A 16,787-nucleotide genomic window follows, 5' to 3' on the forward strand; every position below is an offset into this window, starting at 1 on the left:
ATGATCTGGCCTGTGACCCTTCTAGGGGCGGTGGCCGGGCTGGCGGTGGCCAGTATTCCGGGTGCCATGCTCGGTGGTTTGCTGGGCCAGGTGCTTGATCGGCGTTTGCGTCTGCAGTCCTGGGCAGCCTTGCGTGAGCGCCTGGGCGGTCGCGCCGAGTCGCGTGATGAGTGGCTGCTATTTGTGTTGTTGGGGCGTTTGGCCAAGAGCGGTGGCCGCGTGTTGCCGGCGCATATCCAGCAGGCGCGGGCGGAAATGCAGCGCCTGGGACTGGATGCCGAGGGGCAGCGCCATGCTATTGCAGCTTTTGCCCAAGGCAAGATTGGGCGTGACAGTTTGCGTGTGCCGCTGCGTCGTCAGCGCGAGCGCAGTGAAGCGCTGCTGCGCGCGTGCTGGCGAATGGCTTGGGTGGATGGCCAGGTCGGGCAGGCTGAGCATGAGCTGATCATGCTCTGGGGCAAATGGCTGCAGGTTTCATCGGCAACCCAGGCGCAGTTGAGTGAGGCCTACGCACCGCAGCAAGGGCCGTTGGTTTCGACGGCCAGTAATGCCTATCAATGTGCCTTGAATCTGTTGAGCGTAACTGCCGATGCGGAGCCTGCGCAGATCAAGCAGGCGTATCGACGCTTATTGAGTCGCCATCACCCCGACAAGCTGGCAGGCAGTGGAGCCACGCCCGAGCGTGTGCGCGAGGCGACTGAGCGTACCCGTGAGCTGCATCAGGCTTATGACCTGATTCGCCAGCGCCACGGCTTTCGTTAGCCAGTTGTTGAAAAACTACCTGCGTTGCCATTGTGGCGTTAAACACAAACGAGGCAAGCCGCTTACGGCTAACGCGCTTTAGCGCGACCCGAGGGGCGAGTGAAACGACAGATGCTCATGTGCAACTCGTACATTCGCGTGCGAACCCAGTCCGTTTCCTCGCCGTTTTGACCAGCCGAAGGCTGTTGCTGTTGTAGCGCCTTGCGCTGACTGCCTCGCCAACCTTTTTCAACGCCCCGCTAGGGTTATTTCGCCTGCAGCTTCAGTGTCAGCCAGCCGCGGATGCGGCGGTAGAGTTGCTCCTGTTCGGCTTCGCGGTTGCCCGGCAAGGCCTTCATGGCGATCTGTATATAGCTGGGGTGCTTTTGCCGTTTGCTGGCTTGCGAGCGCTTGAGGGCTGCCTGGCGGTCGGCGGCCAGGTCCTTGTAATAGAAGTCGCCGGTGGCCAGCTGCAGTTGCGGAATCAGCTCATCCAGGGGCGGGGTATAGCCAGCAGGCAGTTGTGCGGCGACCAGCAGCAGATTCTGAATCTTGGCTGGCTTGCGTTCGGCCAGGTAGCGCGCGGCCCAGTAAGCGCCGCTGCCGTGGCCAAGCAGCACAATGGTCTTAGCTTGCTGTTGCTCGGCAAACGCGATGGCTGACTCGATGCGTGCCAGTACGCGTTCGGCATGGGCTTTCTGCTGTTCCTCAATGCTTTTCACTTTGCTTGCCGCGGTTTCGGCATTGTCTAGCTGGCTATTAGGGCTTTCCGTAGTAGCTTCATCTGTTGCTGGGCTGCTCTCGGCGCTTTCCTCGGCCTGTGTCTCTGTGGTCTCGGCAGCAGTCTCTTCTGTTGGGACTGCAGTGGGTGGTTCGGCGCTGCGCAGTGGCGGCGCGTCACTGTTAGGGTCGGGCAGAGTCAGGCTAAGGCTATGCCAGCCACCGTTTGGCAGTTTGCGGCGCAAGGGGCCGACGCTTTGCGGCCAATCGGCAGTTTCATCGTCGCCCGGCAGAATGATCACCGCGCCGCTGGGCTCGGCGACATTGGCCGGCAGCCAGAGAGCAAGAAAGCTTTCATCACCCGCTTGCAGTTGCTGCTGTTCCTTTTGCTCCAGCCGCTGTTCCAGCGCCGTGGCTTCCACCTCGCTACGCTCGGCTAGAGGTGCACGTACTTCTTCTGCCGTCTCGGTTGACGCGTCCGTAGCGGCGGGGGCTTCTTCTGCAGGTGTTTGTTCTTCCGCCTGCAGTGGGCTGATCGATAGAAGCAGGCACAGGGCAAGGGCGGTGGGGCGCGAAAACATGGGGTTCTCCAGCGGGCATCGAGTCTCAGCAGCCTAGCCTTTTCCGCTCGGCTTTGTCAGGTGTCGCTCACGCGCGCCAGGCCTTGGATCGGGCTGGTACAATGCGCGCCTTCCGTGAATGCCACCGAGGTGCGCTATGCAACCCTTCGCCATTGCTCCGTCGATTCTTTCCGCTGACTTCGCTCGCCTGGGTGAAGAAGTGGACAAGGTGCTCGCCGCCGGTGCCGACATCGTGCACTTCGATGTCATGGACAACCACTACGTGCCCAACCTCACCATCGGTCCGATGGTCTGCGCCGCGTTGCGTAAATACGGCATCACCGCGCCGATCGACGCGCACCTGATGGTCAAACCGGTGGATCGCATCATCGGCGACTTTATCGAGGCCGGTGCCACCTACATCACCTTCCACCCGGAAGCCTCTGAGCATATCGACCGCTCGCTGCAGCTGATTCGCGACGGCGGCTGCAAGGCCGGTCTGGTGTTCAACCCGGCCACCCCGCTGGATGTACTCAAGCACGTGATGGACAAGGTCGACATGATCCTGCTGATGAGCGTCAACCCAGGCTTCGGAGGGCAGAAATTTATTCCCCATACCCTGGAAAAGCTTAAGCAAGCCCGCGCGCTGATCGATGCTTCTGGCCGTGAAATCCGCCTGGAGATCGACGGTGGGGTGAATGTGCAGAACATCCGCGAAATCGCCGCTGCCGGTGCCGACACCTTTGTCGCCGGTTCGGCGATCTTCAATCAGCCGGACTACAAAGCGGTGATCGACGCCATGCGTGCTGAATTGGCTCAGGCTCGCGGATGAGTCTGCTGCGCGAACTGTTCCTGGGCGAGTTGCCACGCCTGGTGATGTTTGATCTGGATGGCACCCTGGTGGATTCGGTACCGGACCTGGCCGCAGCCATCGACAAGACTTTGCGCGATCTGGGGCGGCCGGCTGCGGGTGTGGCACAGGTGCGTAATTGGGTCGGTAATGGCGCGAGGGTGCTGGTACGCCGCGCCCTGGCGGGCGGGCTGCAACATGAGCATATAGATGATGCCCTCGCCGAGCCGGCGCTGGAGCTGTTTATGCAGCATTACGCCGAAAACCACGCGCTGACTCAGGTTTATGCCGGTGTAAAGCCGACCCTGGACTGGCTGCGTGAGCAGCAGGTGGAGCTGGCGATTGTCACCAACAAGCCCGAGCGTTTTGTTGCGCCCTTGTTGGATGAAAAGGGCTTGGGCGGCTATTTTCGCTGGATTGTAGGCGGCGACACCCTCCCTCAGCAGAAACCCGATCCGGCAGCGCTGCTGCATGTGCTGCAACTGGCCCGAGTGGACGCTGCGCACGCGTTGTTTGTCGGTGACTCGCGTAATGATGTGTTGGCGGCCAGAGCTGCCGGCGTGCCGTGTGTGGCGCTGAGTTACGGCTATAACCACGGCCGACCGATTGCCGAGGAGAATCCTGCGCATGTGCTGGATTGTCTGAGCGGCTTGCTGCGCCCGGCTGAGCCCTGATTTTGCCGGGGTTTGCGGGTTGATTCGGGTCCGGCCCTGCGCTAGTGTGACCGAACTTCAATCCCGCCTGAAATAAGAGAGCTTCGTGGTGGTTACCTGCACGCGCTGGTCGGCAAGCACCGACATGAAAATCATCAAGGCCCTGGCCCGTTGGCGCTGGCGCCCCTGATCTGATCTTGGCCGCCTAGGCGGCGCGTTTGCACTCGACCGAATTACCTCAAGCCACGAGGCTGATCATGACCCGCGAAGAATTCCTGCGTTTAGCCGCTGCCGGCTATAACCGCATTCCTGTTGCCTGCGAAACCCTGGTGGATTTCGACACCCCGCTGTCCATTTATCTGAAGCTGGCCGATGAGGCCAACACTTACCTGCTGGAGTCCGTGCAGGGCGGTGAGAAGTGGGGGCGTTACTCCATCATTGGCCTGCCGGCACGCACCGTGTTGCGTGCGTACGAGCATGACGTAACCATCAGCGTCGACGGTGTCGAAGTGGAGCGTCATCACTGCGAAGACCCACTGGCCTTTGTCGAGCAGTTCAAAGATCGCTACAAGGTACCGACGCTGGCAGGCTTGCCGCGCTTCAACGGCGGCCTGGTTGGCTACTTCGGCTATGACAGCGTGCGCTACGTCGAGCCCAAACTGGCCAAGGGCGTTAACCCCGATGCCTTGGGAACACCGGACATTCTGCTGATGGTGTCCGATGCGGTGGTGGTGTTCGACAACCTGGCCGGCAAGATGCACGCCATCGTGCTGGTTGATCCGAGCGATGCCGATGCGCTGGAGCAGGGCCAAGCGCGCCTGCAGGAAATCCTGCACAAGCTGCGTCAGCCGATTACCCCGCGCCTGGGTGTGGATCTGGCCGCGCCGGCCGGTGCCGAGCCGGACTTTATTTCCAGCTTCAAGCGCGATGACTACGAAAATGCAGTCCAGGCGATCAAGGAGTACATCCTGGCGGGCGATTGCATGCAGGTGGTGATCTCGCAGCGCATGTCGATTCCGTTCACGGCCGCGCCGATTGATCTGTACCGCGCGCTGCGCTGCATCAACCCGACGCCTTATATGTACTTCTTCAACTTCGGCGACTTCCACGTGGTCGGCAGCTCGCCGGAGGTGTTGGTGCGCCTGGAAGATGGCTTGGTCACCGTGCGCCCGATTGCCGGCACCCGCCCGCGTGGTGCCAACGAGGAGGCTGACCTGGCCCTGGAAGAGGACCTGCTGTCCGATGCCAAGGAAGTCGCCGAGCACCTGATGCTGATCGACCTGGGCCGTAACGATGTTGGTCGTGTGGCCAGCACCGGCAGCGTCAAACTGACCGAGAAGATGGTGATCGAGCGTTATTCCAACGTTATGCACATCGTCTCTAACGTCACCGGCCACCTTAAAGAAGGCCTGACGGCGATGGATGCGCTGCGCGCCATTCTGCCGGCGGGCACCTTGTCCGGCGCGCCGAAGATTCGCGCCATGGAAATCATCGATGAGCTGGAACCGGTCAAACGCGGTGTCTACGGCGGCGCCGTGGGCTACCTGGCGTGGAACGGCAATATGGACACCGCCATCGCCATTCGTACTGCGGTGATCAAGGACGGCGAGCTGCACGTGCAGGCCGGTGCCGGCATTGTTGCCGACTCGGTGCCCGCGCTGGAGTGGGAGGAGACGCTGAACAAGCGTCGCGCCATGTTCCGTGCTGTGGCGCTCGCCGAGCAAACCGTTCCTGACCTGTCCACGCGCTGAGGAGTCCCGCCATGCTTTTGATGATCGATAACTACGACTCCTTCACCTACAACGTGGTGCAGTACCTGGGCGAGCTGGGCGCAGACGTGCATGTGATCCGCAATGATGAACTGTCGATTGCCGAGATCGAGGCGCTTAAACCTGAGCGCATCGTGGTCTCGCCTGGCCCGTGCACGCCAACTGAAGCCGGGGTGTCCATTGAGGCAATTATGCATTTCGCCGGCAAGCTGCCGATTCTCGGTGTGTGCCTGGGCCACCAGAGCATCGGCCAGGCTTTCGGCGGCGATGTCGTGCGTGCGCGCCAGGTGATGCATGGCAAGACCAGCCCGGTGTTCCACCGCGATCTGGGCGTCTTTGCCGGCCTGAACAACCCGTTGACGGTGACCCGCTATCATTCCCTGGTGGTCAAGCGCGAAACCTTGCCGGACTGCCTGGAAATCACCGCCTGGACACAGCATGAAGATGGTTCGGTGGATGAGATCATGGGCCTGCGCCACAAGACCCTGCATATTGAGGGCGTGCAGTTCCACCCTGAGTCGATTCTCACCGAACAGGGCCACGAGCTGTTTGCCAACTTCCTCAAACAACAAGGAGGCCAGCGCTGATGAACATCAAGGAAGCCCTCAATCGAGTGGTCAACCAGCTCGACCTGAGCACCGAAGAAATGCAGGACGTCATGCGCGAGATCATGACGGGCCAGTGCACGGATGCGCAGATCGGCGCCTTTCTGATGGGCATGCGCATGAAAAGCGAGACCATTGACGAGATCGTCGGTGCCGTTTCGGTCATGCGTGAGCTGGCCAGCCATGTGCACCTGCAGACCCTCGACCATGTGGTCGACGTGGTCGGCACCGGTGGCGATGGCGCGAATATCTTCAACGTATCGACCGCGGCGAGCTTTGTGGTTGCGGCTGCAGGCGGCAAGGTGGCCAAGCATGGCAACCGTGCGGTGTCGGGCAAGAGCGGCAGTGCCGACCTGCTCGAGGCGGCGGGTATTTACCTGAGCCTGACGCCGGAGCAGGTGGCGCGCTGCATCGAGAGCGTTGGCGTCGGCTTTATGTTTGCCCAGGTGCATCACTCGGCGATGAAGTATGCCGCTGTGCCACGTCGTGAGCTGGGCCTGCGCACCCTCTTCAATATGCTTGGCCCACTGACCAATCCGGCCGGGGTTAAGCATCAGGTGGTGGGCGTGTTCAGTCAGGCGCTGTGCCGGCCGCTTGCCGAAGTACTCAAGCGCCTCGGCAGCCAACACATCCTGGTGGTGCATTCGCGCGATGGCCTGGATGAATTCAGCCTGGCGTCGGCGACTCATGTCGCCGAATTGAAGGATGGGCTCATCACCGAATACGAAGTGCTGCCGGAAGACCTCGGGCTGAAGAGCCAGAGTTTGGTTGGCCTGGCGGTGGAAAGCCCGGAGGCCTCGTTGGCGCTGATTCGTGATGCCCTGACGAAGCGCAAGACCGAAGCCGGGCAGAAAGCGGCCGACATGATTGCCCTGAATGCCGGTGCGGCGCTGTATGCCGCGGACCTGGCGAGCAGTCTCAAGCAGGGTGTGCAGCTGGCCCATGACGCCTTGCACACCGGCCTGGCCTGGGAAAAATTGCAGGAGTTGGTGTCCTTTACCGCTGTATTCAAAGAGGAGAATGCCGGGTGAGTATTCCAACCGTTCTGGAGAAGATTCTCGCGCGCAAGGCTGAAGAAGTCGCCGCGCGCCGCGCTGTTGTTTCGCTGGCCGAGCTTGAGCAGCAAGCCCGTAGCGCCGATCCGGTGCGCGGTTTTGCCGAGGCGCTGATCAGCCAGGCCAAGCGCAAGCAGCCGGCGGTGATCGCTGAAATCAAAAAGGCCTCACCGAGCAAGGGCGTATTGCGTGAGCATTTTGTGCCGGCTGAGATTGCCCAGAGTTATCAGGCCGGCGGCGCCACCTGTCTGTCAGTGCTGACCGATATCGATTTCTTTCAGGGCTCCGATCGCTTCCTGCAGGACGCCCGTGCGGCGTGCTCGCTGCCGGTGATTCGCAAGGATTTCATGATCGACCCGTACCAGATCGTCGAGGCCCGCGCACTGGGCGCAGACTGTGTGCTGCTGATCGTCTCGGCCCTGGAAGACGCACAAATGGCTGAGTTGGCGGCGACAGCCAAAGCTTTCGATCTCGATGTACTGGTGGAAGTGCATGACGGCGATGAGCTGGAGCGTGCGTTGAAAACCCTGGATACGCCGTTGGTGGGGATCAACAACCGTAATCTGCACACCTTCGAGCTGAGCCTGGAAACCACCCTTGACCTGCTGCCGCGGATTCCCCGTGACCGTCTGGTGGTGACCGAGAGCGGCATCCTCAACCGCGCGGATGTCGAACTGATGGAAATCAGCGAGGTGTATGCCTTTCTGGTCGGCGAGGCGTTTATGCGTGCCGATAATCCGGGGGCTGAGCTAGAGCGTCTGTTTTTTCCGGAGCGCAAGCGGGTGATCGCAGCACCGGATGTGGACTGAAACCACCAAACCATAAAAAAGCCGACGCATGCGTCGGCTTTTTTATTTCTACGGCAGACGGTTCAGCGTGTGCCAAATACCACCATGGTCTTGCCTTTGACGCTGACCAGGCCCTGTTCTTCCAGGGCCTTGAGCACACGACCGACCATCTCACGGGAGCAGCCGACGATGCGGCCGATTTCCTGGCGGGTGATTTTGATCTGCATGCCGTCCGGGTGAGTCATGGCGTCGGGTTGCTTGCACAGGTCCAGCAGGGTGCGCGCAACGCGACCGGTGACGTCTAGAAAGGCCAGGTCGCCCACTTTGCGCGTGGTGTTGCGCAGGCGTTCGGCCATCTGGCTGCCCAGGGCATAGAGAATGTCCGGGTCCTGCTGGGTGAGTTCGCGAAACTTGGCGTAGCTCAGCTCCGCCACTTCGCACTCGGTCTTGGCGCGCACCCAGGCACTGCGTTCTTTTTCGGCGCCGTCCTTTTCGAACAGGCCCATTTCTCCGAAGAAGTCGCCGGAGTTGAGGTAAGCGATGATCATTTCCCGACCATCATCGTCTTCGATCAGGATAGTGACCGACCCTTTGACGATGAAGAACAGCGTTTCGCAGCGATCGCCCGCATAGATTATGGTGCTCTTGGCGGTATAGCGACGGCGGTGGCAATGCGCGAGAAGCTTGTCGAGATTTTTTATTTTAGGTGTGAGGGTAATAGCTACCATGCCTGAATCCCGAATTTATAAAGGTAAGCCGTTGTGCGGCTGAAGTTCTAATAATAGTTATCTGTACAAGTGTGCCAGTAAATCGCTATCTGCTTAACCACCAGCCCAAGAGTAGGTGTTGTTTTGCGACCTGGCTAACACTCAGCGGCGAGCTTTTGGCTCTCTTGGCACCCAAAGAGGTTGTAGCGGTGCTGTGCTAAGCTGCCTTCCTTTTTAACAGCGGAGCCCGAGTAATGAAAGCGCGTATTCAATGGGCAGGCGAAGCCCTGTTTATCGGAGAGTCGGGCAGCGGCCATGCGGTGGTAATGGATGGCCCGCCAGAGAGCGGTGGACGTAACCTGGGTGTGCGGCCAATGGAGATGGTGCTGATTGGTCTGGGTGGCTGCAGCAACTTTGATGTGGTCAGCATCCTGAAGAAATCCCGCCAGGCGGTAGAAAGCTGCGAAGCCTTTCTGGAGGCCGAGCGCGCCACGGAAGAGCCCAAGGTGTTTACCAAGATCCACCTGCATTTCGTGGTCAAGGGCCGTGGTTTGAAGGAGGCTCAGGTCAAGCGTGCGGTTGAACTGTCGGCCGAAAAGTACTGCTCGGCCTCGATTATGCTGGGCCGCGGCGGCGTCGAGATCAGCCACGACTACGAGATTATCGAGTTGGGCGAGTAAGCGGTTGCAGATACCTCGTGGCACAGAAAAGGGCACCTCGGTGCCCTTTTCTGTGCCTGCGATTCAGTTCTATACGCGGTAGGTAGTGCTGGTCATGACCTTGGCCAGCAAGCTCATGCCGAACTTCACCGGCGCCGGGAAGCGCAAGCCGCCGGCGTCCAGTGCGTTGCAGGCATGCTGCTCTTCATCGACACGCATCTGTTCGAGAATCGCCCGGGATTTCTGGTCTTCCAGCGGGATCTGCTGCAGGTGTTCATCGAGGTGTTTGACCACCTGATCTTCGGTGGCGGCGACAAAACCCAGGCTGACCTTGTCGCTGATCAGCCCGGCCGCAGCGCCGACACCGAAAGACAGGCCGTAGAACAGCGGATTGAGAATGCTCGGTTGGCTGCCCAGCTGACGGATGCGCTGTTCGCACCAGGCCAGATGGTCAATTTCCTCATCGGCGGCATGCTCCATCGCCTCGCGTACCTGGGGCAACTTGGCGGTCAGCGCCTGGCCCTGGTACAGCGCCTGGGCGCAGACCTCACCGGTATGGTTGATGCGCATCAGCCCGGCCACATGCTGGGCCTGGCGCTCGTCCAGCTCGGCCTCCGGCTGCACGATCGCTGGTGACGGCCGTGTCGGCTGACCGCTGAACGGCAGCAGGGTGCGCAGGGCCGCATCGGCTTGCAGCAGCAGGCGATCAACAGGTGAGAAGTGACGTTCGCTGGCCATAAGGACCTCCGGCGATGATGACGGCGTTCAGTTTACTCCACGCGCGGTAGAAGGTCTGTTGACGTTTCGTCGCAGCCTCGCCGCGCGTCGGCCTCACGGCAATTCACGCAGCACGCGAAACCCCAGAGCGTAGTCCTTGTGCTGCGGTTGTTTCATATCGCGCTGGCTGCTGCGCAGGTAGCTCGGGCCGCTGTTCCAGGCGCCGCCACGCACTACCCGCGGGCTTTTATCGAGCAGGCTGGCCGCCTGTTGCTCGCTGCCGTCGAAGGGACTGGCAAAGCGCGAGGCGGTCCATTCCCAGACATTGCCGGCGGTGTCATGCAGGCCGAAGGCATTGGCGGCGAACTGGCCGACACGTTCGGTCTTACTCTGGATCAGCCGCGAGGTGGCGCAGCCGCGGCAATGTGCGCGCGGTCGGGTTTCCGGGCTGTCGAGCTGCTCACCCCACCAGTAATAACTGGTGCTGCCGGCGCGAGCGGCGTACTCCCACTCGGCTTCGGTGGGCAGGCGATAACGCTGGCCGGTGACCTTCGATAACCATTGGCTGTAGGCCACGGCCTGATGCCAGGACACATGGATCACCGGTCGTTGTGCCGACAGGCCCCAGCCTTCGTTATCCGGCATCGCCGTGGCGGTCGCTTCGGCGTAGTGCTGCCAGTCGCTAAACGTCACTTCATGGCGGCCGATGGCGAAGGGGTGGCTGATTTCGATCGGCGTCAGCGGGCGTTCGTTATGGTTGCCGCGGCCACTGTGATCACCCAGCAGATAGTGCCCGGCCGGCACCACAACCAGCTGCGGCCCTTGCTGGTCCAGGGGCAAGGCGTCGCTGAATACGCTGCCAGGCGTATGCGCCTGCGCTGGATTGCCAATCAGCAGGGCGAGCATGGTCAGTGCGCCGAATAATGAACGACTCAACCCGGAGGCCATGCCATTTGCCGCTGACCCAGCACGTGCATATGGATGTGATGCACCGTCTGGCCGCCAAGGTCATTGCAGTTCATCACCACGCGAAAGCCTTCCTCGCAGCCTTGTTCCTTGGCCAGGTGCTGAGCCGTAAAGAGAATATGCCCAGCGAGCGGCTTGTCTGTCTCACCCAGGTCATTGAGAGTGCTGATGTGTTTTTTCGGGATAACCAGAAAGTGCACCGGTGCCTGTGGGCCAATATCGTGAAAGGCCACCACCTGATCATCTTCATAAAGCTTGCGCGCCGGTATTTCACCAGCGACGATCTTGCAAAACAGACAGTCCATGGACAGTCCCCAGGCCATTCAAAAGAGGGCCGAGTTTAGTAGACAAGGAGTGTGGGTGAAAAACGATATTCATGATCTGGGTCTGGTGTTGGACTCCAAGACCAAGCTGGTGCTGATCGAATCCTGGGATGAGCCGCGGGTGCTGGAAACCCTGACCGGTCTCGCCGTGCGCCGTGGCCTTGGCTTGCAGGTGTGGTCGGTAACCGAGGGTTTGCAGCGTGTGGGCTATTCCATTAAGGAACCGGTCGACAGCACGACACTTGAGCCGGAAACCGCGCTGCGCATGATCAAAGCTGATACGCAGCCGACGCTGTATGTGATGTGCGACCTGCATCCGTTTCTTGAGGACAACCCCAAGCTGGTGCGCCTGCTCAAGGAAATCGCCATGAGCGAGTCGCCCAGCAAGCCGACGCTGGTGCTGGTGTCCTATGCCTGCAAGTTGCCACCTGAGGTGCAGCGTTATGCTTCGCGCTTCAGCCTGTCGCTTCCCTCCGAGGAAGAGCTGCTGGCCATCGTGCGTGACGAAGCCACGGGCTGGAGTGCGCGCAACCGCAATGCTCGGGTACGCACCGACAACCGCACCTTGCAACAAGTGGTGAAAAACCTGCGTGGTCTCAGCCATGCCGAAGCCCGTGCGCTTGCGCGCAATGTGATCTGCGATGACGGCGCGATTACTCAGGAAGATTTGCCGGAGCTGAACAAGACCAAATTCAAGCTGCTCGATCTCGATGGCGTGTTGAGTTTCGAGTACGACACCGCACGTTTCGCCGAGGTCGGTGGGCTGAGCAATCTCAAGCGCTGGCTGGGTGATCGGCAAAGCATCTTTCTCGAAGGCAAAGGCGTTGATCTACCTAAAGGTGTGTTGCTGGTAGGGGTGCAGGGTGGTGGTAAGAGTCTGGCCGCCAAGGCCATTGCTGGTCTGTGGGGGTTGCCTCTACTGCGCCTGGACTTTGCCTGCCTGTACAACAAGTTTTTCGGCGAGACCGAACGCAACCTGCGTGAAGCGCTCAAGCTGGCTGAGCAGATGGCGCCCTGTGTGTTGTGGATGGACGAGATCGAGAAGGGCCTGGCCAGCGGTGACCATGATGGTGGCGTCAGCCAGCGCGTACTCGGCACCCTGCTGACCTGGATGGCCGAGCGCAAGGCGCCGGTATTTATGGTGGCTACGGCCAACGTGATTTCTCGGCTACCGCCGGAGCTGGTGCGTAAAGGCCGTTTCGATGAGCTGTTCTTTGTCGATTTGCCGGACGCGGCGGTGCGGGCGGACATCTTCCGTATTCACCTGGCGCGACGTGAGCTGGATGTAACGGGCTTTGATCTGGGCCAGTTGGCCGCCGCTTGCGATGGCTTTTCTGGCGCGGAGATCGAGCAGGCGGTGGTCAGTGCCCTGTATGCCGCGCAAGCCCAGCAACAAACGGTCAATCAGGCATTGCTGTTGCAGAGCATTCAAGGCACCGCGCCGCTGTCGGTGGTGATGGCCGAAGACCTTGCGGCGTTGCGCGCCTGGGCGGACGGCCGCACGGTTAATGCCGGCTAGCTAGGCTGCCGGCTTGCCGAACTGGCGATTCAGTCGTGCACTGATCCGGCGGACCAGCCAGCGCGGTGCCAGGCGCGGGCTGAGGGCGAGCAGGCGGTTGCGCCAGCCCGGGATGATGAGTGCGCGATTTTTCTCCAGGGCTTTAACCGTGATCAGTGCCACTTCTTCGCAGCTCATCATCAGTTTGCTGCCTTGCAGGGCTTTGACGTCCATGCTGGCGCTGCGGAAGAACGCACTGCGAGTGGGGCCTGGGCAGAGTACGGAGACTTTCACGCCGTCGGCTTTCAGCTCCTCGCGCAGGCCTTCAGAGAAGTGCAGCACATAGGCTTTGCTGGCGTAGTAGTTGCTCATGCCCGGCCCTGGCTGAAAGCCTGCGACCGAGGCGACGTTAAGAATCTGCCCGCTGCCCTGGCCGGCCATGATGGTGCCGATGGCGTGGCAGAGACGGGCGAGTGCCAGGATATTCAGTTCGATCAGTTGCTGCTCGCGGGCCCAGTCCTGGGCCACATAAGCACCCGAGGTGCCGATACCGGCGTTGTTCACCAGTAAATCGATAGTGCGTTCGCCTTGCTCCAGTTCATGCAGCAGACCGCTGACCTGCAGTGGTTGGCTGAGGTCGCAGACGCGGAACAGCACCTCCACGGAAAAGCGTTGAGTCAGTTCGCAGGCAATGCTTTCCAGTGCGTCGCGCTGGCGCGCCACCAGAATCAGATTGCGGCCACGCCGTGCCAGGGCTTCTGCCAGGGCCAGGCCAATGCCACTGGAGGCTCCGGTAATTAGCGCGTAACGGGTCATAGGGTTCTCCGTGATGGGGCCTTTCGACCCCATGTACCGCGCAAGGTTGCGAGAGGGTTACAGGCCGGCGTCGGCGTAGCCCATATAGGCAGGCAGGGCGATGGCCGCAACAATACCGATGACGATGATGGCCACCCAGAGCAGGGCGAGGATTTTCACCGCGCGGCTATTCGGTGGTGGTGGCGGACCAAAGCGGTTAGCGGCGGTGCTGCCGGGGATGATAAACATCAGCAGGGAGAATACCCCGCCGACAATCGGCACCAGGGTGACCAGCAGCAGCCAGCCCGACCAGCCGATATCATGCAGGCGCTGTACACCGAACATGATGCCGACCACCGCCACGGCGATACCCACCACGACCATCAGCAGGCCACCAAGAATCTCCGATGCGGCGAAAAAGCCGCCGGCGATGCCGAACAACGGCAAGCAGGCCAGCATCAGCACCATCGACCAGGCCAGGTAGCGCAAACGGCCGATTCGTCCGTCGGTGGTAAAGGCTTTCAGCTCGCCGAACTCCGGCAGAGTTTCCGCTACGGTCGCTTTCGGCGTGGCATAGGGGGTGGTCGCTGCGCTGACCACTTCTGGTTGGGTTTCCGCGAGCATGGCCTGGCGGGCGATAAATTTCTCGATAACGATGCCGCAGGCCGAGCACTCGATGGCTTTGGCTTGTTGGTGGCCGCACTTGGGGCAGGTCATTTCGCTTGTGCTGGTGGCACTTGGCGCTGAGCTCTGAGTTTGCGGTGCGTGATCATCAGTCTCTACCAGGCTCAGGCTGGCGGCGAGGTCCTGTTCCTTGCGCACTTTGGCGCCGGCGCTTTGCAAGGCCTTGATGTACTGGTCGGCTTCGTTTTCGCTGAGGTCACGCTTGATATCGACATTGCCGCCGCTAAACAGCGAGTTGATCCGCGTCAGGTCGCTCTTGAACAGGCGGGCGAGGTTTTCCTTGGCTGTTTCCAGGCTGACGTCAGGCATCAACTCGCCGTTGAACACAATCTTGAAGCGGGCTTGGGTCATGTCGGCGTCCTTGTCGGTGCCAGAATGGAGTTGCGCTACAGACTAGCCGGCCTGCAGGCCAGTAAACAAGCCGCCTGCGCGCAAATCTGCAGGGTTCTTGAGGTGCTTCACGCGCTGTTGGCGGACCAGCTACCGACCAGGCGGCCGTTGCGTAACAAGTAGAGCTGGTTGAACAGTGCGAACAGACCTTCCGAACGTTGCGGGCGGAGAAACACCCAGTCATCGACCTGTAAGCCTGTGCCGGCTGAGCCGATCAGGCGTTCCTGATTGGCGCTACGGCCATACAGGGCGTCATAGCTGAGGCCGGTCGGCGAGACTGGTGTTGCCGGCCATTGCCCGCCATACAGGTAGTAAGCCTGCTGGCGATTGGGGTTCCAGCGCTGCAGCAGTTGTTGTGATCCGTCGAGAAACGGCAGTTGTCCAGGCAACGCCTTGAGCACCGGGCTGGCGATCCACAGGGCGGCTTGTTGGGCGGTCAGCAGGTCGCTGTCGAAATCACTGGGTTTGAGCAGTGCGGAGCCGACCGCGACTTCATTCAATGGCGTATCGCGCTGGGTGTGCAGGGCATAGGTCAGGCTGCCCGCGCCATTGAGCAGCGGCTGTTGCGGCCACAGTTCGCTGAATGCGGCGGCGCTGGTGATAAATGCGCGGTAGCGTGCGGCGCTCTGGGTAAAGGCGCTGGTTTGGTCTGTCCAGAACGGCGTATGGGCGAGGTGCGCGTCATAGCCCATCAAGCCTCGTACGCGTAGCCGGTTGGGCGTATTACGCAGCCAGGTGAGTGCGGCGCCAAGTTCTGCGGGCGTCGCAAACCCCCCGCGAGCCAGGCCGATGTCGATTTCAAAGGCAATCTGTAGCGGTTGGTTGAGGGCGTTGGCCAGTGCTGCGTATTCCTGCAGACGGGGTTGGCTATCGACCAGCCAGGTCAGCTGCTCAGCGGGCACAAAGCCACTGCCCTGCGGCAGTTGCTGGTAGAAACTCAGGGCCGCTGCTGCGGGTAAGGGCTTGCCGAGCAGCAGGTCGGCCTGGGGGAAGTTCACCGCGAGCTGATTGATCTGCGGCTGGTGAAACACCATAAAGCGCTGCGTGCCGAGCTTCTTTGCCAGGTACTCCAGCAGGCCGATGGCGGCCAGGGACTTGGCCACCAGACGCAACGGCAACTGGTTGCCGAGTTGGCTGGCGAGCCGCTCGGCATTCTGATCCAGGCGCGCCAGGTCAACCACCAGCAGAGGGATGCCGCCGCCCTCACGGCGCAAAAGCTGGTTGAGCGCGGCAAAGTATGGCACGTGGGGCTGGCCGAGATCGCTCGGGCGTAGCGCCCAGCCGCCCAATAACCCCAGCGCGCCGAGGCCGAGCAGATTGCGTCGCTTCATCGCGCCCAGCGTTGTTGCAGTTGCCGGCTGCTCGTAAGCGCAGCGCGGTATTCGCTGTCCAGGCGGGTGATCAGCTGCTCGACGCTGGGCAGGTCGCTGATAGTGCCAACACCCTGGCCGGCCGACCATACGGTCTTCCAGGCCTTGGCTTCTTCATCCATTGGCTTGAGCTTCTCGCCGTAGTTGATCTCGCCTTTGTTCTGCAGCTGCTTGAGGTCGTAGCCGGCCAGCTCCAGGCTCTGGCGCATAAAGCTCGCCGGTACGCCGGAGACCGCCGGGGTGTGGATGATGTCGGCGGCTTTGGCGTCGAGAATCATCTGCTTATAGGCAGCGGAAGCGGCGTTTTCCTGGGTGGCAATCAGGCGGGTGCCAAGGTAGGCGAGGTCGGCGCCAAGCAGTTGCGCGGCCAGCACTTCGTGGCCTTGGTTAAGGCAGCCGGCCAGCAGCAGAGTTTTGTCGAAAAACTGGCGGATTTCGGCAATCAGCGCAAACGGGCTCCAGGTCCCGGCATGTCCGCCTGCGCCAGCTGCGACTGCAATCAGCCCATCGACTCCGGCTTCAGCGGCCTTCTCGGCATGCCGGCGGGTGGTCACATCATGGAACACCAGGCCCCCGTAACTGTGTACGGCATCCACCACGTCCTTCACTGCACCGAGGCTGGTGATCACGATAGGCACGCGTTGCTCGACGCAGATCGCCAGGTCTGCCTGCAGGCGCGGGTTGCTGCCATGCACGATCAGGTTGACCGCATAGGGAGCTGCATCGCTACTCAGGCCCGCCTCGATCTCTTGCAGCCAGTCCTTGAAGCCGCTGCTCTCACGCTGGTTCAGCGCGGGAAAGCTACCGACGATGCCATTGTTGCAGCAGGCCAGCACCAGTTGTGGGTTGGACACCAGAAACATCGGCGCGGCGACGACGGGCAGGCGCAGGCGTTGTTCGAGCAGGGCCGGAAGCGACATGCAGTAATCCTCTTGAT

Annotated in this window: 18 protein-coding genes; 9 read left to right on the forward strand and 9 right to left on the reverse strand. The window is 61.1% G+C overall.

Annotated features, from left to right (window positions below; translation table 11 throughout):
• A complete protein-coding gene (locus tag RHP75_RS02860) occupies nt 1–762 on the forward strand; it encodes a DnaJ domain-containing protein (RefSeq protein WP_311090401.1) in 762 nt (253 codons plus the stop codon).
• A 245-nt stretch (nt 763–1,007) separates the two neighbouring features.
• Here RHP75_RS02860 and RHP75_RS02865 read toward each other — a convergent pair whose 3' ends face one another.
• On the reverse strand, nt 1,008–2,042 hold the full coding sequence (locus RHP75_RS02865) for an alpha/beta hydrolase family protein (RefSeq protein WP_311090402.1): 1,035 nt from the start codon (nt 2,040–2,042) through the stop codon (nt 1,008–1,010).
• A gap of 136 nt (nt 2,043–2,178) precedes the next feature.
• Between RHP75_RS02865 and rpe the strand changes: the two genes are divergently transcribed.
• The 6 genes from rpe to trpC all read left to right on the forward strand — a co-directional run bounded on the left by rpe (nt 2,179) and on the right by trpC (nt 7,762).
• The gene (rpe, locus tag RHP75_RS02870) at nt 2,179–2,853 is read left to right on the forward strand and encodes a ribulose-phosphate 3-epimerase (RefSeq protein WP_090256087.1); all 675 of its coding nucleotides are present in this window, start codon (nt 2,179–2,181) and stop codon (nt 2,851–2,853) included.
• Entirely contained in the window at nt 2,850–3,545 is a 696-nt protein-coding gene (locus RHP75_RS02875; RefSeq protein ID WP_167147008.1) for a phosphoglycolate phosphatase, read from the forward strand. Before rpe ends, RHP75_RS02875 begins: the two co-directional genes overlap by 4 nt.
• Before the next feature lie 236 nt (nt 3,546–3,781).
• The gene (trpE, locus tag RHP75_RS02880; protein WP_311090403.1) at nt 3,782–5,275 is read left to right on the forward strand and encodes an anthranilate synthase component I; all 1,494 of its coding nucleotides are present in this window, start codon (nt 3,782–3,784) and stop codon (nt 5,273–5,275) included.
• A gap of 11 nt (nt 5,276–5,286) precedes the next feature.
• A complete protein-coding gene (locus tag RHP75_RS02885; RefSeq protein WP_090256090.1) occupies nt 5,287–5,880 on the forward strand; it encodes an aminodeoxychorismate/anthranilate synthase component II in 594 nt (197 codons plus the stop codon).
• Nucleotides 5,880–6,929, forward strand: coding sequence for an anthranilate phosphoribosyltransferase (trpD, locus tag RHP75_RS02890; RefSeq protein ID WP_311090404.1), 1,050 nt, complete (start codon nt 5,880–5,882; stop codon nt 6,927–6,929). The genes RHP75_RS02885 and trpD overlap by 1 nt, the downstream gene beginning before the upstream one ends.
• The gene (trpC, locus tag RHP75_RS02895) at nt 6,926–7,762 is read left to right on the forward strand and encodes an indole-3-glycerol phosphate synthase TrpC (protein WP_311090405.1); all 837 of its coding nucleotides are present in this window, start codon (nt 6,926–6,928) and stop codon (nt 7,760–7,762) included. Before trpD ends, trpC begins: the two co-directional genes overlap by 4 nt.
• Before the next feature lie 62 nt (nt 7,763–7,824).
• On the opposite strand, the gene crp is transcribed toward trpC, so the two are convergent.
• Complete coding sequence (crp, locus tag RHP75_RS02900) at nt 7,825–8,469, reverse strand: cAMP-activated global transcriptional regulator CRP (protein ID WP_311090406.1); 645 nt, start codon at nt 8,467–8,469, stop codon at nt 7,825–7,827.
• A 233-nt stretch (nt 8,470–8,702) separates the two neighbouring features.
• On the opposite strand from crp, the gene RHP75_RS02905 reads away from it, so the two are divergent.
• Nucleotides 8,703–9,128: an OsmC family protein gene (locus RHP75_RS02905; RefSeq protein ID WP_311090407.1), complete on the forward strand. Its 426-nt coding sequence runs from the start codon at nt 8,703–8,705 to the stop codon at nt 9,126–9,128.
• A gap of 69 nt (nt 9,129–9,197) precedes the next feature.
• Here RHP75_RS02905 and coq7 read toward each other — a convergent pair whose 3' ends face one another.
• From coq7 to RHP75_RS02920, 3 genes are all read right to left on the reverse strand, one after another.
• Entirely contained in the window at nt 9,198–9,845 is a 648-nt protein-coding gene (coq7, locus tag RHP75_RS02910) for a 2-polyprenyl-3-methyl-6-methoxy-1,4-benzoquinone monooxygenase (protein WP_311090408.1), read from the reverse strand.
• Nucleotides 9,846–9,938: 93 nt separating this feature from the next.
• The gene (locus RHP75_RS02915) at nt 9,939–10,760 is read right to left on the reverse strand and encodes a formylglycine-generating enzyme family protein (RefSeq protein ID WP_311090409.1); all 822 of its coding nucleotides are present in this window, start codon (nt 10,758–10,760) and stop codon (nt 9,939–9,941) included.
• Entirely contained in the window at nt 10,757–11,095 is a 339-nt protein-coding gene (locus tag RHP75_RS02920; protein WP_311090410.1) for a histidine triad nucleotide-binding protein, read from the reverse strand. Before RHP75_RS02920 ends, RHP75_RS02915 begins: the two co-directional genes overlap by 4 nt.
• Before the next feature lie 55 nt (nt 11,096–11,150).
• On the opposite strand from RHP75_RS02920, the gene RHP75_RS02925 reads away from it, so the two are divergent.
• Complete coding sequence (locus RHP75_RS02925) at nt 11,151–12,632, forward strand: AAA family ATPase (RefSeq protein WP_311090411.1); 1,482 nt, start codon at nt 11,151–11,153, stop codon at nt 12,630–12,632.
• Here RHP75_RS02925 and RHP75_RS02930 read toward each other — a convergent pair whose 3' ends face one another.
• From RHP75_RS02930 to RHP75_RS02945, 4 genes are all read right to left on the reverse strand, one after another.
• Nucleotides 12,633–13,427: an SDR family oxidoreductase gene (locus tag RHP75_RS02930; RefSeq protein WP_311090412.1), complete on the reverse strand. Its 795-nt coding sequence runs from the start codon at nt 13,425–13,427 to the stop codon at nt 12,633–12,635. It abuts the gene before it with no gap.
• Between the two features lie 57 nt (nt 13,428–13,484).
• The gene (locus RHP75_RS02935) at nt 13,485–14,441 is read right to left on the reverse strand and encodes a DUF805 domain-containing protein (protein ID WP_311090413.1); all 957 of its coding nucleotides are present in this window, start codon (nt 14,439–14,441) and stop codon (nt 13,485–13,487) included.
• A gap of 107 nt (nt 14,442–14,548) precedes the next feature.
• Nucleotides 14,549–15,811 (reverse strand): alanine racemase, encoded by a 1,263-nt coding sequence (locus RHP75_RS02940; RefSeq protein ID WP_311090414.1) that lies wholly within the window; start codon nt 15,809–15,811, stop codon nt 14,549–14,551.
• Complete coding sequence (locus tag RHP75_RS02945) at nt 15,808–16,770, reverse strand: nitronate monooxygenase family protein (protein ID WP_311090415.1); 963 nt, start codon at nt 16,768–16,770, stop codon at nt 15,808–15,810. Before RHP75_RS02945 ends, RHP75_RS02940 begins: the two co-directional genes overlap by 4 nt.
• Between the last annotated feature and the right edge of the window lie 17 nt (nt 16,771–16,787).

The organism is Pseudomonas sp. SG20056, from assembly GCF_031764535.1.
Taxonomy (GTDB): Bacteria; Pseudomonadota; Gammaproteobacteria; order Pseudomonadales; family Pseudomonadaceae; genus Aquipseudomonas.